This is a genomic window from Spirosoma luteolum (genome assembly GCF_054778875.1).
Window position 1 is genome coordinate 211,846 of sequence record NZ_BAAGZE010000021.1, and the last position, 21,824, is coordinate 233,669.

General features: G+C 58.9%; 17 protein-coding genes. 7 read left to right on the forward strand and 10 right to left on the reverse strand.

Features of this window, described 5'->3' with window-relative positions; translation table 11 throughout:
• Positions 1–84 precede the first annotated feature (84 nt).
• The 4 genes from cobA (at position 85) to ACYVAC_RS19115 (ending at position 4,347) form a co-directional block, all read left to right on the forward strand.
• The gene (gene cobA, locus ACYVAC_RS19100; protein WP_461099386.1) at positions 85–855 is read left to right on the forward strand and encodes a uroporphyrinogen-III C-methyltransferase; all 771 of its coding nucleotides are present in this window, start codon (positions 85–87) and stop codon (positions 853–855) included.
• A 134-nt stretch (positions 856–989) separates the two neighbouring features.
• Positions 990–1,451 (forward strand): hypothetical protein, encoded by a 462-nt coding sequence (locus ACYVAC_RS19105; protein WP_461099387.1) that lies wholly within the window; start codon positions 990–992, stop codon positions 1,449–1,451.
• An 86-nt stretch (positions 1,452–1,537) separates the two neighbouring features.
• Positions 1,538–2,449 (forward strand): NmrA family NAD(P)-binding protein, encoded by a 912-nt coding sequence (locus ACYVAC_RS19110; RefSeq protein WP_461099388.1) that lies wholly within the window; start codon positions 1,538–1,540, stop codon positions 2,447–2,449.
• 77 nt (positions 2,450–2,526) lie between these two features.
• Entirely contained in the window at positions 2,527–4,347 is a 1,821-nt protein-coding gene (locus tag ACYVAC_RS19115) for a purple acid phosphatase family protein (RefSeq protein ID WP_461099389.1), read from the forward strand.
• 57 nt (positions 4,348–4,404) lie between these two features.
• On the opposite strand, the gene hisS is transcribed toward ACYVAC_RS19115, so the two are convergent.
• Positions 4,405–5,775, reverse strand: a complete 1,371-nt coding sequence (gene hisS, locus ACYVAC_RS19120) for a histidine--tRNA ligase (protein ID WP_461099390.1) — start codon at positions 5,773–5,775, stop codon at positions 4,405–4,407.
• A gap of 263 nt (positions 5,776–6,038) precedes the next feature.
• Between hisS and ACYVAC_RS19125 the strand changes: the two genes are divergently transcribed.
• On the forward strand, positions 6,039–6,191 hold the full coding sequence (locus tag ACYVAC_RS19125) for a hypothetical protein (protein WP_461099391.1): 153 nt from the start codon (positions 6,039–6,041) through the stop codon (positions 6,189–6,191).
• Between the two features lie 20 nt (positions 6,192–6,211).
• On the opposite strand, the gene ACYVAC_RS19130 is transcribed toward ACYVAC_RS19125, so the two are convergent.
• The 9 genes from ACYVAC_RS19130 to rsmI form a co-directional block, all read right to left on the reverse strand.
• Entirely contained in the window at positions 6,212–6,583 is a 372-nt protein-coding gene (locus ACYVAC_RS19130; RefSeq protein WP_461099393.1) for a hypothetical protein, read from the reverse strand.
• 134 nt (positions 6,584–6,717) lie between these two features.
• Entirely contained in the window at positions 6,718–7,725 is a 1,008-nt protein-coding gene (locus tag ACYVAC_RS19135) for a glycosyltransferase family 2 protein (RefSeq protein ID WP_461099394.1), read from the reverse strand.
• A 37-nt stretch (positions 7,726–7,762) separates the two neighbouring features.
• The gene (locus tag ACYVAC_RS19140) at positions 7,763–8,152 is read right to left on the reverse strand and encodes a GxxExxY protein (protein ID WP_461099395.1); all 390 of its coding nucleotides are present in this window, start codon (positions 8,150–8,152) and stop codon (positions 7,763–7,765) included.
• A gap of 51 nt (positions 8,153–8,203) precedes the next feature.
• Positions 8,204–9,496, reverse strand: a complete 1,293-nt coding sequence (gene hemL, locus ACYVAC_RS19145; RefSeq protein ID WP_461099397.1) for a glutamate-1-semialdehyde 2,1-aminomutase — start codon at positions 9,494–9,496, stop codon at positions 8,204–8,206.
• A gap of 92 nt (positions 9,497–9,588) precedes the next feature.
• Positions 9,589–11,412: an outer membrane protein assembly factor BamD gene (gene bamD / locus ACYVAC_RS19150; RefSeq protein WP_461099398.1), complete on the reverse strand. Its 1,824-nt coding sequence runs from the start codon at positions 11,410–11,412 to the stop codon at positions 9,589–9,591.
• Between the two features lie 121 nt (positions 11,413–11,533).
• Positions 11,534–13,387, reverse strand: coding sequence for a membrane protein insertase YidC (gene yidC / locus ACYVAC_RS19155; protein WP_461099399.1), 1,854 nt, complete (start codon positions 13,385–13,387; stop codon positions 11,534–11,536).
• A gap of 121 nt (positions 13,388–13,508) precedes the next feature.
• Entirely contained in the window at positions 13,509–15,224 is a 1,716-nt protein-coding gene (locus tag ACYVAC_RS19160) for a CTP synthase (protein WP_461099401.1), read from the reverse strand.
• A 175-nt stretch (positions 15,225–15,399) separates the two neighbouring features.
• The gene (locus tag ACYVAC_RS19165; protein WP_461099402.1) at positions 15,400–16,608 is read right to left on the reverse strand and encodes a lipoprotein N-acyltransferase Lnb domain-containing protein; all 1,209 of its coding nucleotides are present in this window, start codon (positions 16,606–16,608) and stop codon (positions 15,400–15,402) included.
• Entirely contained in the window at positions 16,595–17,326 is a 732-nt protein-coding gene (gene rsmI / locus ACYVAC_RS19170) for a 16S rRNA (cytidine(1402)-2'-O)-methyltransferase (protein WP_461099403.1), read from the reverse strand. The genes ACYVAC_RS19165 and rsmI overlap by 14 nt, the downstream gene beginning before the upstream one ends.
• Positions 17,327–17,472: 146 nt before the next feature.
• Here rsmI and ACYVAC_RS19175 point away from each other — a divergent pair, with 146 nt between their 5' ends.
• Together ACYVAC_RS19175 and katG are read left to right on the forward strand one after the other, a co-directional pair.
• Positions 17,473–18,540, forward strand: coding sequence for a cellulase family glycosylhydrolase (locus tag ACYVAC_RS19175; protein ID WP_461099404.1), 1,068 nt, complete (start codon positions 17,473–17,475; stop codon positions 18,538–18,540).
• Between the two features lie 742 nt (positions 18,541–19,282).
• Entirely contained in the window at positions 19,283–21,580 is a 2,298-nt protein-coding gene (gene katG / locus ACYVAC_RS19180) for a catalase/peroxidase HPI (protein WP_461099405.1), read from the forward strand.
• The last annotated feature ends 244 nt before the right edge of the window (positions 21,581–21,824 follow it).

Sequence of the window (21,824 nt, forward strand, 5' to 3'; positions counted from 1 at the left end):
GGTTTTCATCAACCTGTCATCACTCAGCCACAACCGACGCCCGCTCGTCGCTCAATCACTCATTAACCCAATCACTCAATAGCCATGAAACTCACCCTTGTAGGAGCCGGGCCGGGCGATCCGGAACTGATTACGCTGAAAGGGGTACGGGCGCTGCAGCAGGCCGACGTGGTCATGTACGACGCGCTGGTGCACCCCGACCTGCTCGACTATTGCCGGCCCGATGCCCTGAAGGTGTATGTCGGCAAACGGCGGGGCGCCTACTCCTGCATGCAGGAAGATATAAACCCGCTGATCGTTCATTACGCGCAGCAGTATGGCCATGTGGTGCGCCTGAAAGGGGGCGACTCCTTTGTGTTCGGGCGCGGCTGGGAAGAGCTCGACTTTGCCCGGCAGCACGGGATTGACACCGATGTGATACCCGGTCTGTCGAGCAGCTATGCCGTGCCGGCCTCGGCCGGTGTACCGCTTACCACCCGGGGCGTCTCCGAAAGTTTCTGGGTCGTTACGGGCACAACCAAAGAGGGGCAGCTCTCGGCCGATCTGGCCCTGGCGGCTCAGTCGTCGGCTACGGTCGTGATTCTGATGGGTATGCACAAGCTGACCGATATCATGGCCACGTTTGGGCAGGCCGGCAAAGCCACCACCCCTGTCGCCATTATTCAAAACGGAACCCTAGCCGAACAGCGCGTGGTCGTTGGGCGTGTACAGGACATTGTTGACAGGGTGGCCGAAGCCGGTGTTGGCAACCCGGCCATCATTGTGGTGGGCGAAGTAGCCCGGCTGGGACACACTGCCCTGCACGACGAACTGACCGCCCTCGACCTGAACCAGCCCGTGCCAGCCCGATCCTGAGCCTTCGCCGGATACTGATTTTTATACAACCTGGATTGATTGTCCCGTTGCTTCGCCGGCAACGGGATTTTTTTTGCAGCTTTGCCCGAACGACCGGTGCTAAACCGGTTCCGAATCCGCCTAAACCAATCCTTATGTCTTCTTCATCCTGCCTTGCCGTCCTGCTGACTGGCTCCGTGCTCATGGCCTGTCAGCCTAAACCGTCGACCGAAACCGCGGCTACTCCCCTGCAGGGAACCTGGAAACTGATCAGCGGTACGCTCATTGAAAAGGGCGACACCACCGTGACGAGCTACACCGGCCCCACGGAATTCATTAAAATTATCAACGGTACCCACTTCGCCTTTCTGCTCCACGACCGAAATAAGGGTAAAGACTCATCGGCCCTATTCTCGGCGGGGGGCGGCACCTACACGCTGCAGGACAGTACCTATACTGAACACCTCGACTATAGCAGCGACCGGGCCTGGGAGGGTCATACGTTTCCGTTCACCCTAACGATCCGGCAGGATACGCTTACCCAGCGCGGAGTCGAGAAAGTGGCCAGCGCCGGAATCGACCGGCTCAACATCGAACAGTACGTACGGGTGAAGTGACAGGGCTGTTTTTTCGGCTGAATCGATAACGAACGGGTGACACAGCCGGTTATACCCCGACACATACGCCCGCTCGCCTGTTACTCATGAACAATACCATTCTCGTCGCCGGCGGTACCGGTCATCTCGGCCAGTTCATTGTCAACGCCCTGCTTCAGCTCGGTGCCGATGTGCGCCTACTGACCCGCCCGGGTAGCAACCCCGCCGTGGTTCAGGCGCTGAACAAGGCCGGGGCTACCATTCTGCCGGTCGACCCGATGGATACGGCCGGGCTGGTGCGGGCCTGCACGGGGGCTGGCTGTGTGGTATCGGCGCTGGCCGGGCTGCGGCCGGTTGTAGTCGATGCACAACAGCGGCTGCTCGATGCCGCCGTATCGGCCGGGGTGCCGCGCTTCATTCCGTCCGACTACTCGCTCGATTTCACCCCGTTCGAGCCCGGCGAAAACCGCAACCTCGACTGGCGCCGGGCGTTTCACCAGTACCTCGATCAGCAGCCCATTGCCGCAACATCGATCTTCAACGGGGCCTTTATGGAACTGCTCACGGGCGATATGCCGCTGATTCTGCCCCGCTTTCACCGCATCCTGTACTGGGGGCGCGCCGATCATCCGATGGGCTTCACGGCCATCCCCGACGTCGCCGTGTACACGGCCCATGCGGCCCTCGACCCCACCACACCGCGCTACCTGCACATCGCGGGCGATCAGCAGAGCCCCCGCGCCATTCAGGGCCTCATGAGCGAACTATCGGGGCAGCCCTACCGGCTCTTCCGGGCAGGGGGAGCCCGCTTGCTGGGCACCATCATTTCGGTTGCCCGTACCCTTGCCCCGGCCCCCAACGACCTGTACCCAGCCTGGCAGGGTATGCAGTATATGCACAACATGATCGATGACCGGGCCGATCTGCCCAAACTCGACAACGACCGCTACCCCGGTCTCCACTGGACCACCATCCGCGAACTGCTGATGGCTCATCAGGACAAGCTGACAAACGCCTGAACTATCTTGGGCGATGGCCCGCTATCTTCGGCACGTTTCTGGCTGATAACCGGGTAGTTACCGTACTGACCGAACCTATGAAGCGTTTCATCTGTCTGCTGCTCCTGTCGATGCTGGCTGCGACCGGGCGGGCGCAACTGCTTACCAAACCGCCCGCCGGCGCGCGCGCACCGGCCGAGGCCACGATTACACGCGGTCCGTACCTGCAACTGGGTACCACCACCGCCGTTACCATCCGGTGGCGCACCGATGTGGCCGTGGCGGGACGCGTTACCTATGGGCTGGCCACCACGGCCCTCTCCGGCACCGCTACCGAAGCCGCTGCGACCACCGAGCATGAACTGCGCCTGACGGGCCTGACCCCCGATCAGCGCTATTACTACACGGTCGGTACGCCCACAGCTGTACTGGAACAGGGCGCCGGTACGTACTTCCTGACGGCCCCCCCGCCCGATACCAAACGCCCGATCCGGATTGCCTCCTTTGGCGATTGTGGCAACAACAGCCCTAACCAGATGGCCGTGCGCGACGGTTTTCTGGCGTACCGGGGCGACACGCCCACCGATCTCTGGATGCTCATTGGCGACAATTCGTATGAGGGCAACGATGCGCAGTACCAGAGCAATTTCTTCGCTCCTTACCAGGGTAATCTGCTTAAAAACAGCATGCTTTTTGCGATCCCCGGCAACCACGACTATAACAACAGTGCTGCCGATGCGGCCTCCCATGCCATTGCCTATTATGCCAACTTTACCCTGCCCACCCAGGGCGAAGCGGGGGGCGTGGCATCGGGCACCGAAGAATGGTATTCGTTCGATTACGGACCGGTGCATTTCGTGATGCTCGATGGCTACGGCACGCGGCTGGTAGGTGGTGTTCAGAAAAAAATATACGACGACACCCTCAACCACCCGCAGGCCATCTGGCTTAAACAGGATCTGGCTGCCACGAACCGGAAGTGGGTTGTGGTGTACCAGCATTTTGCCCCGTACACCCAGGGGTCGCACAACTCCGAAACCGAATCCGACCTGATTGCCATCCGGCGCTACGTCAACCCGATTCTGGAACGCTTCGGCGTCGATCTGGTCGTTACGGGGCACAGCCATGTCTATGAGCGCTCCTACCCCCTGCACGACCAGTATGGTCCCATGAGCGAGTTTGCGGCCAACCCCGGCAACTATCGCTTTGCGGGCGATGAAAGCTCGGGACGTTATGACGGCTCGCCCAACTCCTGCGCCTATAAAAACACTTCCGCTAAAGCCAAACAGGGCACCGTTTACGTAGTTTCAGGGTCGGCGGGCCAGCTGGGGGGGGGCAACCTGGGGCTGCACCCGGTTATGGCCTATACGCAGAAACAGCGGGGAGGGTCATTTTACCTGGATATTGAAGACAACCGGCTCGACGCCCGGTTTCTGCAAACCAGTTCGCCCGGTGCCTACACCGTTACGGATCAGTTTACAATTCTGAAAGATGTCGATGTGGTGAAATCGCTGACCGTTACGGCTGGTCAGGCGGTTACGCTGGCGGCTTCGTTTATCAGCGACTACCAGTGGAGCAGTCCCGGCAGTGCAGCGTTTTCGGCGTCTTCACGAGCGGTTGTCGTTACGCCTACCGCCAGTCAGACCTTTGTGGTGCAGGACAGCCGCCACTGCGTACAGGACGTATTTCGGGTGGAGTTGGCTGCCTGCAACGGCCCGCTCGTCAGCCTGAAAGCCGGCGACTGGACCGATCCCTCAGTATGGTCGTGCAACCGCGTACCGACGCTGACCGATCCGGTTCACGTCCGGCACGCCATCCAGATTCCGGCCAATGCGCAGGCGTACGCCCGTTCGTTGCAGCTCGATCCGGCCAGCCAGCTAACCTACGGACCCAACGCCCGACTACGGCTTAGCCCCTAAAGCAGACGGGCCACCCCGCCCGCGGAATGGCCCGTATCAATGCACCAGGCAATACTACTACGCGTGCTGAAGCTGTGCCAGCAACGCTTCGGCCGGAAGTTTCTGCTGCTCGCCGGTACGCATGTTGCGGAGTGTCAGCAAGCCCGACTGCAGTTCGTCGGAACCGATCAGCACCACCATCGGAATGGCCTTGGCGTTCGCGTAATCGAGCATTTTCTTGATTTTGGCAACGTCGGGATAGGCTTCGGCCGCAATACCGGCGCCCCGCAGCTGGCTCAGCAACGGCAGAGCCACCGCCTGCGCATCCGCGTCGAACGGCAGCAGCAACACCTGCGTTCCCTGGCCCGTCGCTTCTGGAAACAAATTCAGCTCGTCCATAACGTCGTAGATCCGGTCGACCCCGAACGAGATGCCCACCCCCGACAGGCCGGGCATACCAAACGTACCGGTCAGGTTGTCGTACCGGCCGCCCCCGCTCACCGACCCAATTGAAACGCCATTGGCTTTCACCTCGAAAATAGCCCCTGTATAATAGGATAGCCCCCGAGCCAGTGTCGGATCGATCTGGACGCGGCTGTCGGCCAGACCGCTCAGCGTGGCCAGGCGCAGGGCTTCGCGCAGTTCGGTCAGCCCCTGCCGGGCGGTTTCTGAATCGGCCAGCCAGCTGTCGAGCTGGCTCAGCGTAGCCTCGGTGTCGTGCAGATCGAAGGCAAAGAGCGGAGTCAGCCGGGTCAGTGCGTCGTCGGCGAAGCCCCGCTCGCGCAGTTCGTCGAGCACTTTCGCCTGGCCGATCTTGTCGAGTTTATCGATCGCCACGCTCAGGGTTCCCTCCTGCCCCGGCATGCCAATCGCTTCGGCAATACCGGCCAGTATTTTACGGTTATTCAGCTTTAGCGTGAAATCCTGGATGCCCAGTTTCCGGAACACCTCGTGGATCATCAGTATGATTTCGGCCTCACAGAGCAGCGAATCGGTACCCACCACGTCGGCATCGCACTGGTAGAATTCGCGGTAGCGCCCCTTCTGCGGCCGGTCGGCGCGCCAAACGGGCTGCATCTGGTAGCGTTTGAACGGCATGGGCAGGTTGTGGCGGTTCATTACCACGTACCGGGCAAAGGGCACCGTAAGGTCATACCGCAACCCCTTCTCGGCGACTTTCGGGGTCAGTTTTTTGCTGCCGGCCTGCCAGTCGGCTTCGGTCAGGCCGCCGGCAAAATCGCCCGAGTTCAGGATTTTGAACAGCAGTTGATCGCCCTCGTCGCCGTATTTACCCATCAGCGTCGACAGGTTTTCCATCGATGGTGTTTCGAGCGGCTGAAAACCGAAGCGTTTAAACGTATCGCGAATGGTATCGAATATAAACAGCCGTTTGCGCATTTGCTCCGGCCCAAAGTCTCGTGTTCCCTTTGGTAAGGTTGGTTTTTGCATGGCGCAAAATTAATAGACCGCCCGGACTGTACAGCCCATTTTTCAGCTCAGCCTCCTTACGGCCGCCGTTGGGCACAGGTTCTCCGCACTTCCGGACCACTATACCTATCCGTTACGGTCTTTGTACAGGCTCCTGAATACCCGAATTGCCCGGTCTGGCCGGCGGTGTGGCCAAAAAATCGGAGCAGGACTGCGTTTCTGTCCAAAAAAACGCTATTTTTGCGGTCTGAAAATTGGACCGACACTTTAAAAACGATACTGTCATGGGAGTTACTGAACTGAAGCGCAAGGCTCGCCGGAACCGGGCTATTGCCAACAACAAAACCAACGCTATCAAGCAACTGCTGCGCAAGCCAATCATCAAGAACGTTGATGTGGAGGCCATCAAAGCATCGTTTGCTGAAAAGCAAGCCTAAGCTGGCTACGGCCCGGGCGCTTAATCCTCACTCTGACCGGGTGAGGATTTTCGTTTTATACGGTTCCGATTATGGCGCCCCCGCTCCTGCCGGTCGCGATCACGTTTTTTGAGTTCCCGCCGGACAAACCGCCGGTAGTCGAGCTGCGAGCGGAACCGCTGCGCCTGTCCGAAGAGCAGTAGCCCCCCCACAATCAGGATCATGCTGTAAATGCCCCACAACACCCACTGCTGGGTGGGTGCCCCAATATGCTTACGGTTGGCGGCTTCGCTGAAAATGCACAACCCGGCCACGATAATCAGCAAACTGGCAGGTGTGAGCAGTTGCCATTTGGTGCGGGTACTCATGCGTTTGATCAGTCGCTGACCGGGGGGTTTGGCAAGCTTCGCCATCGGGTGTTTTTTGAGGGAGGGATTTGCATGCATAACGTATAGGCCAGCCGTTTTGTTGATTTCTCCGTAACATTCCCGTAATACAGGGGGCGTCCTGACCGCATATTTCCCCTCAAATCCTGCACCACGTTTGCTCAGGAGGGGTACTCGATGGCGTCGCCGGTCTCGCGAAAGCCGCGGGGTTCCCGCAGTCGCTTCCAGCCTTCGCTCAGAAAACCAATGCCATAGCCGATCAGCTGCGTGAACGCAGCCCGCACGCTCAGCAGCCCCACCCCCAAACTTTTTTCCTGCCGGGTGGCGTCGATCAGAATCAGCACCGAAAACAGCAGCAACGCCCCGGCCGCCAGCCCAAACAGCAGCGGGCTCAGCAACGCCCAGATGGGTAGCGCAAAAACATACAGCGTGAATAGAGCCGGGAAGGTATGGACGAGTTTCAGCTCGGCCGGATAGTAGCGCGCGATGTTGATACGCGCCCGGCCGAAGAACCGCAGCTGTCGATAAAACTGGCCAAACCGGGTCCGGCGTTTATGGTAGATATAGGCACCGGAAATCAAACCCGTTTTGAAGCCGTTCTCGATGATCCGGATGGCAAATTCGATATCTTCTCCCATCCGGCTCAATCGATACCCCCGGGTTTTCTCCCAGACCTGCCGCGACAGCCCCATGTTGAAACTGCGGGGGTGGTAGGTGCCGCCCAGGTTTTTAGTACTCCCCCGAATGCCTCCGGTGGTAAACACCGAGGTCATGGCGTAGCTGATGGCTTTCTGAACGGGGGTGAAATCGGGGTGGGCCGCATCGGGTCCGCCATAGGCATCGAGCCACTGGGTGGCGAGGGCCTGCCGAACGGTGGCGATATACTGGGGCGGCACCAGGGCGTCGGAGTCGAAGATGACGAAGTAGTCGCCGGTGGCGTGTTCGAAGCCCAGGTTGCGGGTGAAGCCCTGTCCGGAGTTGGGCTTTTCGAGGTATCGGATCGACAGTTGTTCCGCAAAGGCCCGCACCACGCCGTCGGCTTTCTCCGTCGAGCCGTCTTCGACTACGATCACCTCGAAATTGCTGTCGGTCTGTTGGGTCAGGCTCTGCAGCAGCTCGCGCAATTCGTCGGGGCGGTTGTAAACGGGAATGATAACGGAGAAACGCATGGTTTTGTGGAACGCGAATGACACGGATACGGCGGATTTAGGGTGTGTTTTTTCGGCTATTCGAAAACACCTTGCGGACAAACTGGGGCTTTGGTCCAAAATTAAACACGAAGCCCACCTCCACCTGCGTAGCCTTCAGGTAGTTGATCAGTTGGGCTTCGTGTGCGGGCATGATACACTCGGCGGCTTTTAACTCAAGAATCAATTCATTATTAATCAGAATATCAGCGTAATAATTACCCACTGATTTACCCTGATAGAAAACCTGGATAGGTGCCTGCCGTACACAGGGAATACCCTGCTGCTGCAACTCCATTAACAACGCATTTTCGTATACCCGCTCCAGAAACCCATAGCCCAAGGCATTGTAGACGGTATGGAAGCACCGAATCACGAGCTCGGTCGAGGTTTTTATTGAAACAGTCATAAACGTTGCTGCTCTGTTTTAGAAATCAGCGCTATATCTGCTCAATCTGTGTTATCCGCGGGCCATAACCTCCTGCAAACTTTCCTCATTGGCCTGCAGAATACGGTCGACCAGCGCGTCGGTCAGGGCCACGGACAGGAACAGACTTTCGAACTGCGAGGGTGCCAGATAAACACCCCGGTCGAGCATGGCGTGGAAGTAGCGGCCAAAGAGCGCCGTATCGCACGACTTGGCCCCCGCAAAATCGCGAACCGGACGCTCGGTCATAAACAGCGTGAACATCGATCCGATGTGGTTGATGGTGTAGCTGAGCCCCAGCTTCGCCAGACTCGCCCGAACACCCGTCGTCAGTTTGTCGCCGATGGCCTCCAGCCGCGTGTAGACGTCGGGGTTCTCGTTGAGGTGGTGCAGCATGGCCAGCCCCGCCGACATGGCGATGGGGTTGCCCGACAACGTTCCGGCCTGGTAGACCGGTCCCGCCGGCGCTACCATGTTCATGATATCGGCCCGGCCCCCGTAGGCGCCAACCGGCATGCCTCCGCCGATGATTTTACCCATGGTGGTCAGGTCGGGCGTTATGCCGAATCGTTCCTGCGCGCCCCCTTTAGCCAGCCGGAAGCCCGTCATCACTTCGTCGAAAATCAGCACGACGCCGTGCGCGTCGCAGAGCGAACGGATACCGGCCAGAAAACCCGGCTCGGGCAGCACACAGCCCATATTCCCCACCACAGGCTCCAGAATAATCGCGGCTACCTGGTTGTGGTTGTTCAGCAGCAGGGTCTCTACAGCCGCCAGATCGTTGTAGGGAGCCGTCAGCGTATCGGCAGCCGTGGCTTTGGTAACACCCGGCGAATCGGGGATGCCCATTGTCATGGCCCCACTGCCGGCCGCAATCAGAAACGAGTCGCCGTGGCCGTGGTAGCAGCCTTCGAACTTGATCAGCTTATCGCGGCCAGTAAAGCCCCGGGCCACCCGGATCGCTGCCATCGTCGCTTCGGTGCCCGAATTCACCATCCGCACCTTCTCGACCGACGGCACCATCGACACGATCAGTTCGGCCATTTCCACTTCCTTCCGCGTGGGTGCGCCAAACGAAAACGAGTGCTGGATGGCATCGCGTACAGCTTTTTCGACCGGTTCGAACGCGTGGCCCAGAATCATGGGTCCCCACGAATTGATCAGTTCGATGTACTCCCGACCATCCTCATCGTAGAGATAAGGCCCTTTGGCCGACTTAATGAACAGCGGGTTTCCTCCTACCGACCGAAACGCCCGCACCGGTGAATTGACGCCCCCAGGAATCAGCGTTTTGGCTTTTTCAAACAGTTGTTCGCTTGTTGTCATTGTGTTGATGGTGCGAAAGAGCCAACGAGCGACAGAGTGGGCAACGAGCGTACACCGTTCTGTCACTTGTCTGTTCGCGCTTTCACGTTTCGTTAATTGATTTTCACAAACCGGCTACCGTCGTATTTCACAATCGGCACGATCTGATTGTCATTGGATTGGGTATAGTCGAAGCCCGAAAGCAGGTAATCGTCCGTATCGGAGCGTAAGGCAACGCGGTTGGTCAGGCCGGGACCAAGCCGGGCCAGCTGCCGCCCGAAAAACAACAGCATGTCGAACCCTTCCCGCGCAAAAGTCGACGGAATGGTGTTTCGGCGGGCCAGGTAAGCCTCGTCGAAGGCCGTCACAAAGTCACGGGTGTTATCGATATAATCGGGGTAAATCAGGTACAGATCCCGGCGGGTGAAGGTCGCCACCGAATTCTGGTAAAAATCGAAGGCCGACGCCGTGGCCAGCAGGGGGCCGGCCACCCGGCGCTGACTCAGAGCCTCGAGCAGGCGGGGGCCATCGTCGTCATTACTGCTCGCCAGAAACACTTGCCCTACCGGCGCTACCGCGGCCGTTGCGGGTGCCGTTGCCGTACCCGACAGTGCGGTTGCTGGCTGAAACAGGCTGCCGGCCGTTGCCTGTGCCGTTGCACCCATCCGCCGAAAATCAACCACCTGATACCGCTGCTGCTCAGCCACTGTCCGGTAGGCAGATGCCAGCAACGAATCTTTCCGGCTGGCGCCAAAATAGATAGCGACCCGGCGGTTGCTATTGAGCCGGCGCCCCTGCTCAAACGCTTCGGCCGCCTGCTGACTGAGCGATGCCTGGGCCAGAAAAGCCGTCGGCTGCCCGGCCACCAGTTCACTGCTCGTCGCAATCGGATTTACCAGCACGATGTTGTGCTGCGCTGCGTAGGCGGCCACAATCCGGTTCGGCTCCACATACAGCGGCCCGATAATCAGATCGGTCTGGGCAAAGGCAGGACTATTGACCAGTTCGAGCGTACGGTTGGCATCGTTGTCGACGTCATAGGCAAAGAGGTTTACCGTGATGCCCTCGCTCTGTAGCTGCGCTTTGGCCATCCCGATGCCGTTGTAGAGGTCATACACGTACTGCTGGCTGCGCACGCGCTTGCTGGCCCCCGATTCATCGAGCCGAAACGGAAACATAACCGCCACGTTGAGATACCCTTTGGACCGGGCAGGACGGGCCGTTGCCGCCGAACCGGGCCGGGCCGGGTTCACGCCGGGCCGGGCCGTCGAACTGCTGCCCGCCGGCGTTACCGAGCCAGGACCCGAAGTGGTCGGCGCCGAAGTGGTAACTCCCGGCACACCGAACCGGTTAGTCAGCTGGTCCGACAGTTCGAGATCATTTTTATCGCTGGCCGACCGCTGAATCCTGTCGATCAGGGCCAGTGCGATACTGCGGTTGGTTGGATAGGTTTTGTTGAGGTCTTTCAGTTCGGCCAGCGACCCCGAGCGGGTCAGGATGGCCTGTTCGGCCCGGGCGGCATCGGCCCGCAGGGTCGGATCGGTCAGTGCTTCCAGGGTTTTGACCCCGTCGGCTAGCCGGCCCTCCTCCAATTGCGATATCCCCATCAGGTAATCGGCTTCGCTCTGCCGGGGCCAGTCGGGAAACCGGTCGGCCAGCTGGGTAAGCATAAGCCGGGCCTGCGTCGGCTTTTTTTGCCGGTAAGCGGCCAGTGCGTAATAATAGTGGGCATAGGGCGCCAGTGGGCCGCCCCGCTGAATAATGGCGTTCAGCTCGGCCTGTGCCCGGTCGTAGCTACCCGCCTGCACCAGCTTTACGGCCGCCTGATACCGGCGTTTGAGGTCGGCCGACACCTGTGCCTGTGCGGGTGCCAGTGTGCCCCAGCCGATCAGCAGCCCGAGTAGCCCCAGCCGCGCCCAACGATTTATTTGTACCATAGCCTGTTACGGGTTAACGAACAAAAGCAACGCCCGGGCGTTGCTTTTGTCGCAAAAACGGGCAGTCGCTGCTGCCGGAAAGATAGGCATCCGGGTAACGTGCGCGACCCGGATAGCGCAATTATTTCTGTTTTTTAGCCCGGCGCTGGGCTTCTTCGGCCTGTTTGCGAGCCTCCTCGGCAGCAGCCAGCTGTTTCTGCAGCAGGGCCTGGAAACCACCGGGTTTCTTACCTTCGCCGGTCGCATTCTTACGCCGGTTCTCGTCGAGAACGGCCTTGATTTTGTCTTCATCGACAAACCGACGGATCAGCTGCTGCTGGGCGATCGTCACGATGTTCGACACGAAGTAATAGAACGTCAGACCAGCCGGATACGAGTTAAGTACAAACATGAACATGAGCGGGAATACGTAGCTCATGGCTTTCATGTTGATGGGGCCGGGCTGGGTGGGCGTCGTCTGGTTGTTGAAATAAGCAAACGCGATCGACGAAGCCGTCATCAGCACCGTAAACAGACTCAGGTGGCTGCCAATGAACGGCAGGCTGGGGAAAGTGATAAAGGCGTCGTAGGTCGACAGGTCATTGGCCCACAGGAACGACTTCTGGCGCAGCTCGATCAGGTTCGGGAAGAGCATGAAGAGCGAAAACAGAATGGGCATGGTGGCCAGCACCGGTACGCAGCCACTCAGCGGGCTTACGCCTACCTCCTGGTAGATCTTCATCTGCTCCGACTGCTGCTTGGCCATATCGTCGCCAACGCGCTCTTTCATGGCGTTGAGTTCGGGTTGTAGCACCCGCATTTTGGCCATGCTCACATACGACTTGTAGGTAAGCGGGGTCAACAGCAGCTTCACGAATACGACCAGCGCAATGATCAGCAACCCGTAGTTCGAGATAAACTTCTCAAGGAAGTTGAACACCGGCACGAAGAAGTACTTGTTGATCGGTTTCAGGATCGAGTACCCCAGATACACGTTGCGGTCGAACTCGGGGGCTACGTTGCCCAGCAGCTGGAAATCGTTGGGGCCGTAGTAAAACTTGTACTGGCCTTTCCCGGCTTTCACGTCGGCCATGGGCAGCGTTACATCGGCGATGGCGGTTTTCACCACGTTCGAATCAGCCGGGTTGACCAGGGTCTTGAACTCGGCTTTGGGCATAGCCCCGTTGCGCGCCACAAAGCCCGACAGAAAGTACTTGTGCTTGATGGTGAACCACTGCACGGGCTCTTCGACCGTAGCTTCCTGGTTGCTCTCCCCTTCTTTCAGACTCTCGAAGTTCTCGTCGGCGGTCAGGTAATTGATGGTCGCGACCCGGCGGTTGTTGCTCAGGTCGTTTTCATACTGCCGCATCTGGTCTTCCCAGAAGAAGTGGATGTTGTCGTTGGTGACCACGTTGTTGAGGCCGTTCAGCTTCAGGTCGTAGTCGAGGACATAGCCTTCGGCGGGCAGCGTGTAGACCTGCTCGACCGACTGGCCGGGGGCAATGTCGGCGCGGAAGGTAATCTGCATCGGCTGCCCGCTCACGGTAGCGCTCTGGGCAGTCGTCTGGAAAAACAGCTTGTGCAGGTCTACTTTGCCGCGGCTGGTGGGCAGCTCGAGCAGCGAACGGCTGCTTTTGGGATCAATCAGTACGAGGGGTTTCTGATCGTAGGTCTTGTAGTTTTTCAGGACCACCTGCGTGACCTGGCCACCGAGGGTATTGAAGGTTACTTTGATATCCTTGTTTTCCAGGACGATATCCTGGCGCTGGCCGTTGGCCAGGGGGGCAAAATCACCGAAGGCGGCCCGGGCCGAAGCCGAGTCGATACGTTGGCTGGCCTGATTGACTGCTGCGGCCGCAGCCGAGGCCGTGGCAGGCCGGGTAGTCTGTGTTTTCTGAGCGGGCTCTTTCAGGGGCGCCGGTTTAGGCACCAGCATCTGATAGCCAACCAGCATTGCCATAATCAGGACAATGCCGATAATTTGGTTACGATCCATTTGATTGGTTTACTGTCCACAGTTTTCAGCTTATTGACGCCCCAACGAATTTCGCTGGAAACCGTAAACTGAAAACTGTAGACATTACAGAATTTCCGCAAAATTACGCCAATCGGGTGGGTTAACCAACCACCTCGGCGCTTTCTACAGGAGTGGCTTCATGGCCTGATGTAGCGTCGTCGGTGGCCGAGAGTGGCGCACTTTTTTTCTGCCGGTTGTACGCGAGTGCTGCGCCCACAAACTTGACAAACAGCGGATGCGGGTTCAGCACCGTACTCTTCAGTTCGGGGTGAAACTGCACGCCCACAAACCAGGGGTGGCCGGTCAGCTCAACAATTTCGACCAGGCCCGTCTCGGGGTTGATACCGGTTGGTTTCAGGCCGGCCTTCTCGAACCGGTCTAGGTAATCGTTGTTGAACTCGTAGCGGTGGCGGTGGCGCTCCTGGATGGTCAGCTTGCCGTAAATCTTATGCGCCAGCGAGTCGCGCTTGAGTTTGCAGGCATACGCCCCCAGCCGCATGGTGCCGCCCTTGTCTGTAACAGTTTTCTGGGCTTCCATCATGCTGATGACCGGGTTGGCCGTGTCGGGCTCCATCTCGGTCGAGTGGGCATCGGCAATGCCCATCACGTTGCGGGCGTATTCGATCACGGCCATCTGCATGCCGAGGCAGATGCCTAGAAACGGGATGCCTTTCTCGCGCACCAGCTTCACCGCATTGATTTTACCTTCGATGCCGCGCTCGCCGAAGCCCGGCGCGACCAGCACGCCATCCAGCCCCGACAGTACTTCAGCGCAGTGGTGCTCATCGACCAGCGTTTCCGACTGAATCCACTCCAGATGCACCTTGCACTCGTTCTGCGCCCCGGCGTGGATAAACGATTCGGCAATGGATTTGTACGCGTCGTGCAGCTCCACGTATTTACCAACCAGCCCGATCCGGATATCGTCGCCCGGATTTTTGAGCTTGCTCAAAAACGACTTCCAGACATCGAGGTCGGCATCCTTATCGTTGTAGAGGTCCATCATGTAGAGGGCGCGCTGGTCGAGCCGCTCTTTCTGCATGAGCAGGGGGACATCGTAAATGGTGCTGGCGTCGATGGCTTCGATCACCGAGCTGACCTGTACGTTGCAGAACAGGGCAATTTTCCGGCGAATGTCCTGGGGCAGCGGGTGCTCGGTGCGGCACACGATGATATCGGGCTGCACGCCGTTTTCGAGCAGCATCCGGACCGAGTGCTGTGTGGGTTTGGTCTTCAGTTCGCCCGCCGACTGCAGGTACGGCACCAGCGTGAGGTGAATAACGAGCGTATCTTTTTCGCCCAGCTCGAATTTCAGCTGCCGGACAGCCTCGACAAAGGGCAGCGATTCGATATCGCCGACACACCCACCGATTTCAGTAATAATGATGTCGTATTCACCCGTTTCGCCCAGCAGCCGGATGTTGCGTTTGATTTCGTCGGTGATGTGCGGCACCACCTGCACCGTTTTACCGAGGAAATCGCCCCGGCGTTCGCGGGTGATGACGTTGTTGTAAATACGGCCGGTGGTGATGTTGTTGGCCTGTGAGGTGGGCCGGTTCAGGAACCGCTCGTAGTGGCCCAGATCGAGGTCCGTTTCGGCCCCGTCGTCGGTTACATAACATTCACCGTGCTCGTACGGATTGAGCGTACCGGGGTCGATGTTGATGTACGGATCGAATTTCTGGATGGTTACCGATAAGCCCCTGGATTGGAGCAATTTGGCCAGTGAAGAGGCAATGATGCCTTTGCCAAGTGATGAAGTTACCCCGCCCGTAACAAAAATATATTTCGCGGATTTTGCTCCCGTAGCCGCCATGATTGAAACCTGTTTAGGTCGTTACGGGGCATAAAAGTACGGAAGTTTTGGGAGGTTCCGGCTTCCGGAAACGGGAAAAAGTTACCCCTGCCGGGTAATGTGTTAACGGTCAATTGAATACTGCCTCCCCGATCGAAAACGGGTCGACCGGGGAGGCAGATCCGGACGTATGGGGTCAGCCGCGCACCGCCAGCGATCGGGTGCCGGGCCGCAGATTGGCCACGCAGCGTACCAGCAGGGTCAGCGGAAACAGCACATCGACGCCCCCCGGCACCGTGGAAAGTACCATGCCGATCAGGATCAGGACAGCCGTCAGACCGAAGTAGAACTGCCGACGCGACGCGGGGGCATCGGGACGGGTCGCCCAGTAAATCAGCGGCAGGTGGTAGGGCGACAGGTAGAGCAGCGTGGGGTTCCAGTTCGTAACGCCGTGGTCGGTGGCCACCCACAGCAGCAGCAGAAACCAGCCGAAGAACCCCGACAGGCCAAACAGCAACCGATCGACACCTTTGTCGACATAGCCCACCCCAAACCGCCGGATGGTGAGTACCATAACGATAAGCCCGATCAGGCCGAACACCACTTCCGGATTAAAAATAAACGGCACCTGCTGCCGGAAGACCGTGGCCCGCCGAAACAGTTCCCGGTTGTCCGACACCAGCGGCACCACGGCCCCGCCGGGCTGCCGCTGGGTAGCGTGGGCCAGCTGGTCGTGCACATTGTTGGGCAGGTACATGGCGTGCCAGCCGTCGGTCTGTTCGTCGGCGGGGCGCCCAATGGCCAGGTTCATGCCGAGCTTCGCCCACGGCTTTTCGCCCAGGTAGTCGTTCATCCAGTCGCGGTACGACTTGCCGGTAGGGCGGTCTTTCGACGGAATGGTCAGGTCGGCTCCGCAGGCTTTGGCCAGCACATCGCGGGGGCGGCTGGCGCAGTTGTCGTAAAAGAATTTGTACTGATACGTCCGGTTTTCAGGCTGCATGTTGGTCGTCAGCACGTCGAACAGCCGCTGCTTCTGGGCAGGGGTCAGGTTAAGCACCTGCTCGGTGATGCTGCGGTTTTCGGCCTGGTAGGCATACACCATGAGGTTCATGGGGTAGGCATCGATGTAGTACGGCAGCGTACCGCGCAGAAACTTGACGTAAAAATTGTTTTCGGTGAACCGAAAGCCGCCCCAGCCAAACGTCTGATCGAGGCCCTGCGCCGGTTCGTAGATCCGGATGGCCGTATGCCCAAACACCGAGTACAGTTCGTCGCCCGGCCCAAACGTGAGCAGGCTGACCTGCGCCGAGGTCGGAAAGGGCTGCGCCTGGAGCAGCGGAGCCGCCAGTAGCAGTACACTCAGCAGGGCCCACCGCCCGAAGCGGGCACGTCTATTCGTCGTCATCGGCATCGTCGTCGTCGGCATACTTATCGCGTTTGTTTTTTCCTTTGCTGGGTTCTTTGCCCTGCACACAGATGACCAGTTCACCTTTAATCGTTTTTTCGCCAAAATACGTGATTAGTTCCGAGAGTGGCCCGCGCCGGTTTTCTTCGAACAGCTTGGTCAGCTCGCGCGACACGCTGGCCAATCGGTCGGGGCCGAATACCTCGGCAAACTGCCCCAGCGTTTTAAGCAGCCGGTGGGGCGATTCGTAGAATACCATGGTTCGTTCTTCGGCGGCCAGTTCGGTCAGGCGCGTCTGCCGCCCTTTTTTGTGGGGCAGAAAGCCTTCAAACGTGAAACGGTCGGTGGGTAGCCCCGAGTTGACCAGGGCCGGCACAAACGCCGTGGGCCCGGGCAAGCACTCCACCGGTATATCGTGCTGAATGCAGGCTCGGACCAGCAGAAACCCCGGATCGGAAATGCCGGGCGTACCCGCGTCGGAAATGAGGGCATAGGTTTTACCTTCTTTCAACTGGCCCACCAGCCGCTGCACGGTCTGGTGTTCGTTGAAGATGTGATAACTCTGGAGCGGCTTGCTGATGCCCAGGTGGCGGAGCAGTACCCCCGAGGTGCGGGTATCTTCGGCCAGAATCACGTCGGCCGCTTTCAGTACAGTTACGGCCCGCAGGGTAATATCCTCCAGATTGCCGATCGGTGTCGGCACCAAATACAGTTTCATGCCGCAAGTTAGCAGGCCCGGCCGAGTTGCCCGACGCTGGTGGCGTGGCGGGGATAATTTTACCGCTTTTGTCTTTTACGAAGCGGTGGGTACGCCCCCCCGCGCGCTTTCCTGCTTTTCCTTACCTTATTTCCGATTACGCCTACATGAAAAACATCCGGACAAGCACCCGCTGTCTGCTGGTCGCCCTGCTGCTGGGACTGACCGCATCAACCACCTTTGCCCAGCGCTGGACCGCCCGTCAGGCCAACGACTGGTATAAGACCCAGCCCTTTCTGGTCGGCGCCAATTTTATTCCGAGCACCGCCATCAACCAGCTCGAAATGTGGCAGGCCGACAGTTTCGACCCCGCCACCATTGACCGCGAGCTGGGCTATGCCGAAGGCATCGGCATGAACGTGATGCGGGTCTTCCTCCATAACCTGGTCTGGGAAAACGATGCCCCCGGCTACCGGCAGCGCATCGACCAGTTTCTGAAACTGGCCGACAAGCACCACATCAAAATTATGTTTGTGCTTTTCGACTCCTGCTGGAACGACGACCCTAAGCTGGGTACGCAGCAGGCCCCCGTTACGGGCAAGCATAATTCGGGCTGGGTGCGCGGCCCCGGCACCAAACGGCTGTTCGACTCGCGCACTTGGGCCGGGCTGGAGCAGTACACAACGGGCGTGCTGACGGCTTTTAAAAACGACACCCGCATTCTGGCCTGGGACCTCTACAACGAGCCCAGCAATTCGGGCTATAACGATGCCGTGCTGCCGCTGCTGACGAAGGTGTTTGCCTGGGCGCAGGCCGTGCGGCCCAGCCAGCCCATTACGGCCGGCTGGTGGAACGATCACGAGTTGTCGAACAAGCTTATGTTCGACAACTCGGACATCATTACGTTTCACAACTATGCCGAAGCGCCAAAACTCGAGGCCCAGATTCTGGACCTACAGAAACGGTTTGGCCGCCCGCTGATCTGCACCGAATACATGGCCCGCACCCGCAACAGCACGTTCGAAACCTGCCTGCCCGTGCTGAAAAAATACAAGGTGGGGGCCATCAACTGGGGCCTGGTGAAGGGCAAAACAAACACCATCTACGCCTGGGACACGCCGATGCCCTCGGGCGAAGAGCCCAAAGTCTGGTTTCACGACATTTTTCGGCCCGATGGGTCGGCCTATAACACCGCCGAAACAACGCTGATCCGGCAACTGGCCACGGGTAAATAGGCCCTTGGCCCTGAGCTCCGGTTAGCCCCGGCTCTGCCTGTACCAGGCTGGAGCCGGGGCTTTGTTTTGTGCCACCTGCCGGGCCCGGCAACACCAAACGGAGAATCGCGCGTCAGCAGCCGTGGTTCTACGCCCGTCATGTCGCAACAGGTGACCATCAGCAGCCACTCAAGCTCAGCCGGGTTGTAAGTACCGGCATGGCGACAAACACGGCTTATTGACTTTTGGTAACCCGCTTTGCTAGCTCACCCACTGTCTGAACCCGTAGATGACTTGGTGCAGGTCACGGCAATCCGCTTCGGTCTGGTAAAAGCCCAGCGCCTAGAATGTTTTAACAAGTTTCCCAAACAAGCGTTTGTCAGGGTATCCACAGCAAGCCCAAACAGACTGGCCGGGTAGCGATGCTCTCCGATTTCCTCTGCCCAGGCGCCCGACCGTTACCGATCATCATCGCCTGATTGAGACTGAATCACCAAATGCTCCTGTGCTTTAACTACCGGCTCCGATACAGGTCCCCGGCCCGTCTTTTCCGCAGCCCGTTCCCGCTGCGACGCAACCAGACCGTAGCTTCGGGTGTCACCCAGCCGACGCATCGCACCTGCCCGGCCGCTCATCGACCAGCCGGCAACCGGGCCCGAACGGGCAGTTTACGAACCAGCCACCCGGCGCGGCCGGGTTTTTCCAGCCTATCGATTATTCGCACGCTTACCTATACGTTCTCAACTCAATACCCAATTTCACAATGAAACCCATCGATAACCCCGAAGGTCTTTCAAAATGCCCGTTCAGAGGTACCCGCATTGGTGGTGCCCTGGGCACTGCCCCACAAAATGATGACTGGTGGCCCAACCGGCTCCCCGTTGAACTGCTGCACCAGGAACAGCCCGTAGCCAACCCGCTCAGCGATGATAACTACAAGGAGTTGTTCAACAAACTGGATCTGCCGCAGGTTAAGCAGGAAATCAAAGCCCTGCTGCTCGAGTCGCAGCCGTGGTGGCCGGCCGACTACGGCAACTACGGTCCCCAGATGATCCGGATGGCCTGGCACTCGGCCGGCACCTACCGCATTGCCGATGGTCGCGGTGGCGCCGGACAGGCCATGCAGCGCTTTGCCCCCATCAACTCCTGGTGGGACAATGGCAATACCGACAAATCGCGCCGGCTGATCTGGCCCATCAAGAAAAAATACGGTTCGTCGATTTCCTGGGCCGATCTGATCGTGCTGACGGGTAACTGTGCGCTGGAGATCATGAATTTCCCCACGTTTGGGTTTGGCGGTGGCCGGCGCGATGCCTGGGAGCCCGACCGCAGCACCTACTGGGGACCGGAATTCTGGGGCGGCAAGCCCGTAGATCAGGTTCCCGCGACGGCCGATCACAAAGGGCATCCCGACGAGATGGTCAACAATAACCTGCGCTGGGTGGGTAAGCCGAAAGACGCTTATTTCGATCTGGAAAATCCCCTCGCGGCTACCCATCAGGCCCTGATCTACGTGAACCCCGAAGGACCGGCCAACAACGGCGATCCGCTGGATTCGGCCCGGGAGATTCGCGAATCGTTTGCCCGGATGGCCATGGGCGACGAAGAAACCGTTGCCCTGATTGCCGGTGGTCACGCCTTCGGTAAAAGCCACGGCATGGTACCGCCCGCCAAAATCGGTGCCGCCCCCGAAGCCGCACCCATTCACGCCCAGGGCTTTGGCTGGCACAACCCGGTTGGCTCGGGCAACGGCGCCAACACCATGACGAACGGTATCGAAGGGTCGTGGACCACCAACCCGACCCAGTGGGATAATGTCTACCTCGAACACCTGCTCAAATTCGACTGGAAAAAGGTAGAGAGTCCGGCTGGCGCCACGCAGTGGACGCCCGTTGATCCAAACGCGCCTAAAACGCCGGATGCCCACATCCCGGGTCAGCTGAATGACCTGATGATGATGACCTCCGACATCGCGCTGAAGATGGACCCCGACTACCGGAAAATCTGCGAGAAGTTCCTGAACGACTTCGACTACTTTACCGATGCGTTTTCGCGGGCCTGGTACAAGCTGACCCACCGGGATATGGGCCCTAAAGAACGCTACCTGGGCCCCGAAGTACCGGCCGAAGATATGATCTGGCAGGACCCCCGCCCCGCCCGTACCTACGACCTGATCGACGATGCGGACGTGGCGACCCTGAAGCAGCAGATTCTGGCCAGCGGCCTTACGGTTTCGGCGCTGGTATCGGCCGCCTGGTCGGCTGCGTCGGTATATCGCCATTCCGACAAGCGCGGTGGTGCCAATGGCGCCCGCATCGCCCTGGAGCCCCAAAACAGCTGGGAACTGAACCGCCCCGAGGAGCTCAACCACGTGCTTGATACCCTGAGAGGTATTCAGCGCGATTTTGCCAGCGCGCAGACCGGCAACAAGCAGGTATCGCTGGGCGACCTGGTGGTGCTGGGTGGCTGTGTCGGCGTCGAGAAGGCGGCTCGTGACGCTGGCTTCTCCGTTACGGTTCCGTTTACGCCCGGCCGGGTCGACACCACGCCGGAACTGACCGACGAAGAAAGCTTCGAGTGGCTCAAACCCGTCTCCGACGGCTTCAAAAACTACCACAACGACACCGTAGGGTACCGGGTGCCGGCCGAGCGAATTTTTCTGGACCGTGCCCAGCTCCTGACCCTGTCGGCTCCCGAGTGGACGGTGCTGGTGGGTGGCCTGCGGGTTCTGGAGCTGAATTTCGATTATTCGAAACACGGCGTTTTCACCGAACGGCCAGGCCAGCTTACCAACGATTTTTTCCAGGTACTGACCAGCATGGACTACGAGTGGGTACCCCAGGGCCAAAACGAGATGCTGTTCGATGTCCGGGACCGGCAAACGGGAGCAACCCGATATACAGCTACCCGCTGCGACCTTATTTTTGGATCCAACGCGCAGCTGCGGAATATTGCCGAGGTGTATGCCGCCGACAATGCTCAGGAGCGTTTTGTCAACGATTTTGTGGCTGCCTGGAATAAGGTTATGATGCTCGATCGGTACGACGTGAAAGACGAATAACTTTTCGTTTTGACAGCCTGAAAAAAACAAAGCCCGGCACACATTTATCTGTGCCGGGCTTTTTGTATGAATCAAAATAAACAGCCAATTAAATAGTCAATTAATCAGCCTGAAAACTGGCTGATCGATGGGTGCCCATTTCGGTAATTGACCGACCAGCGGTGCGAGGTAGGCGTGGCGAAGGCTATAACCCGGCGTCTGCGGGCGATGGGCATTCGGCAGATGCGTTCGATTTTGCCGTCTC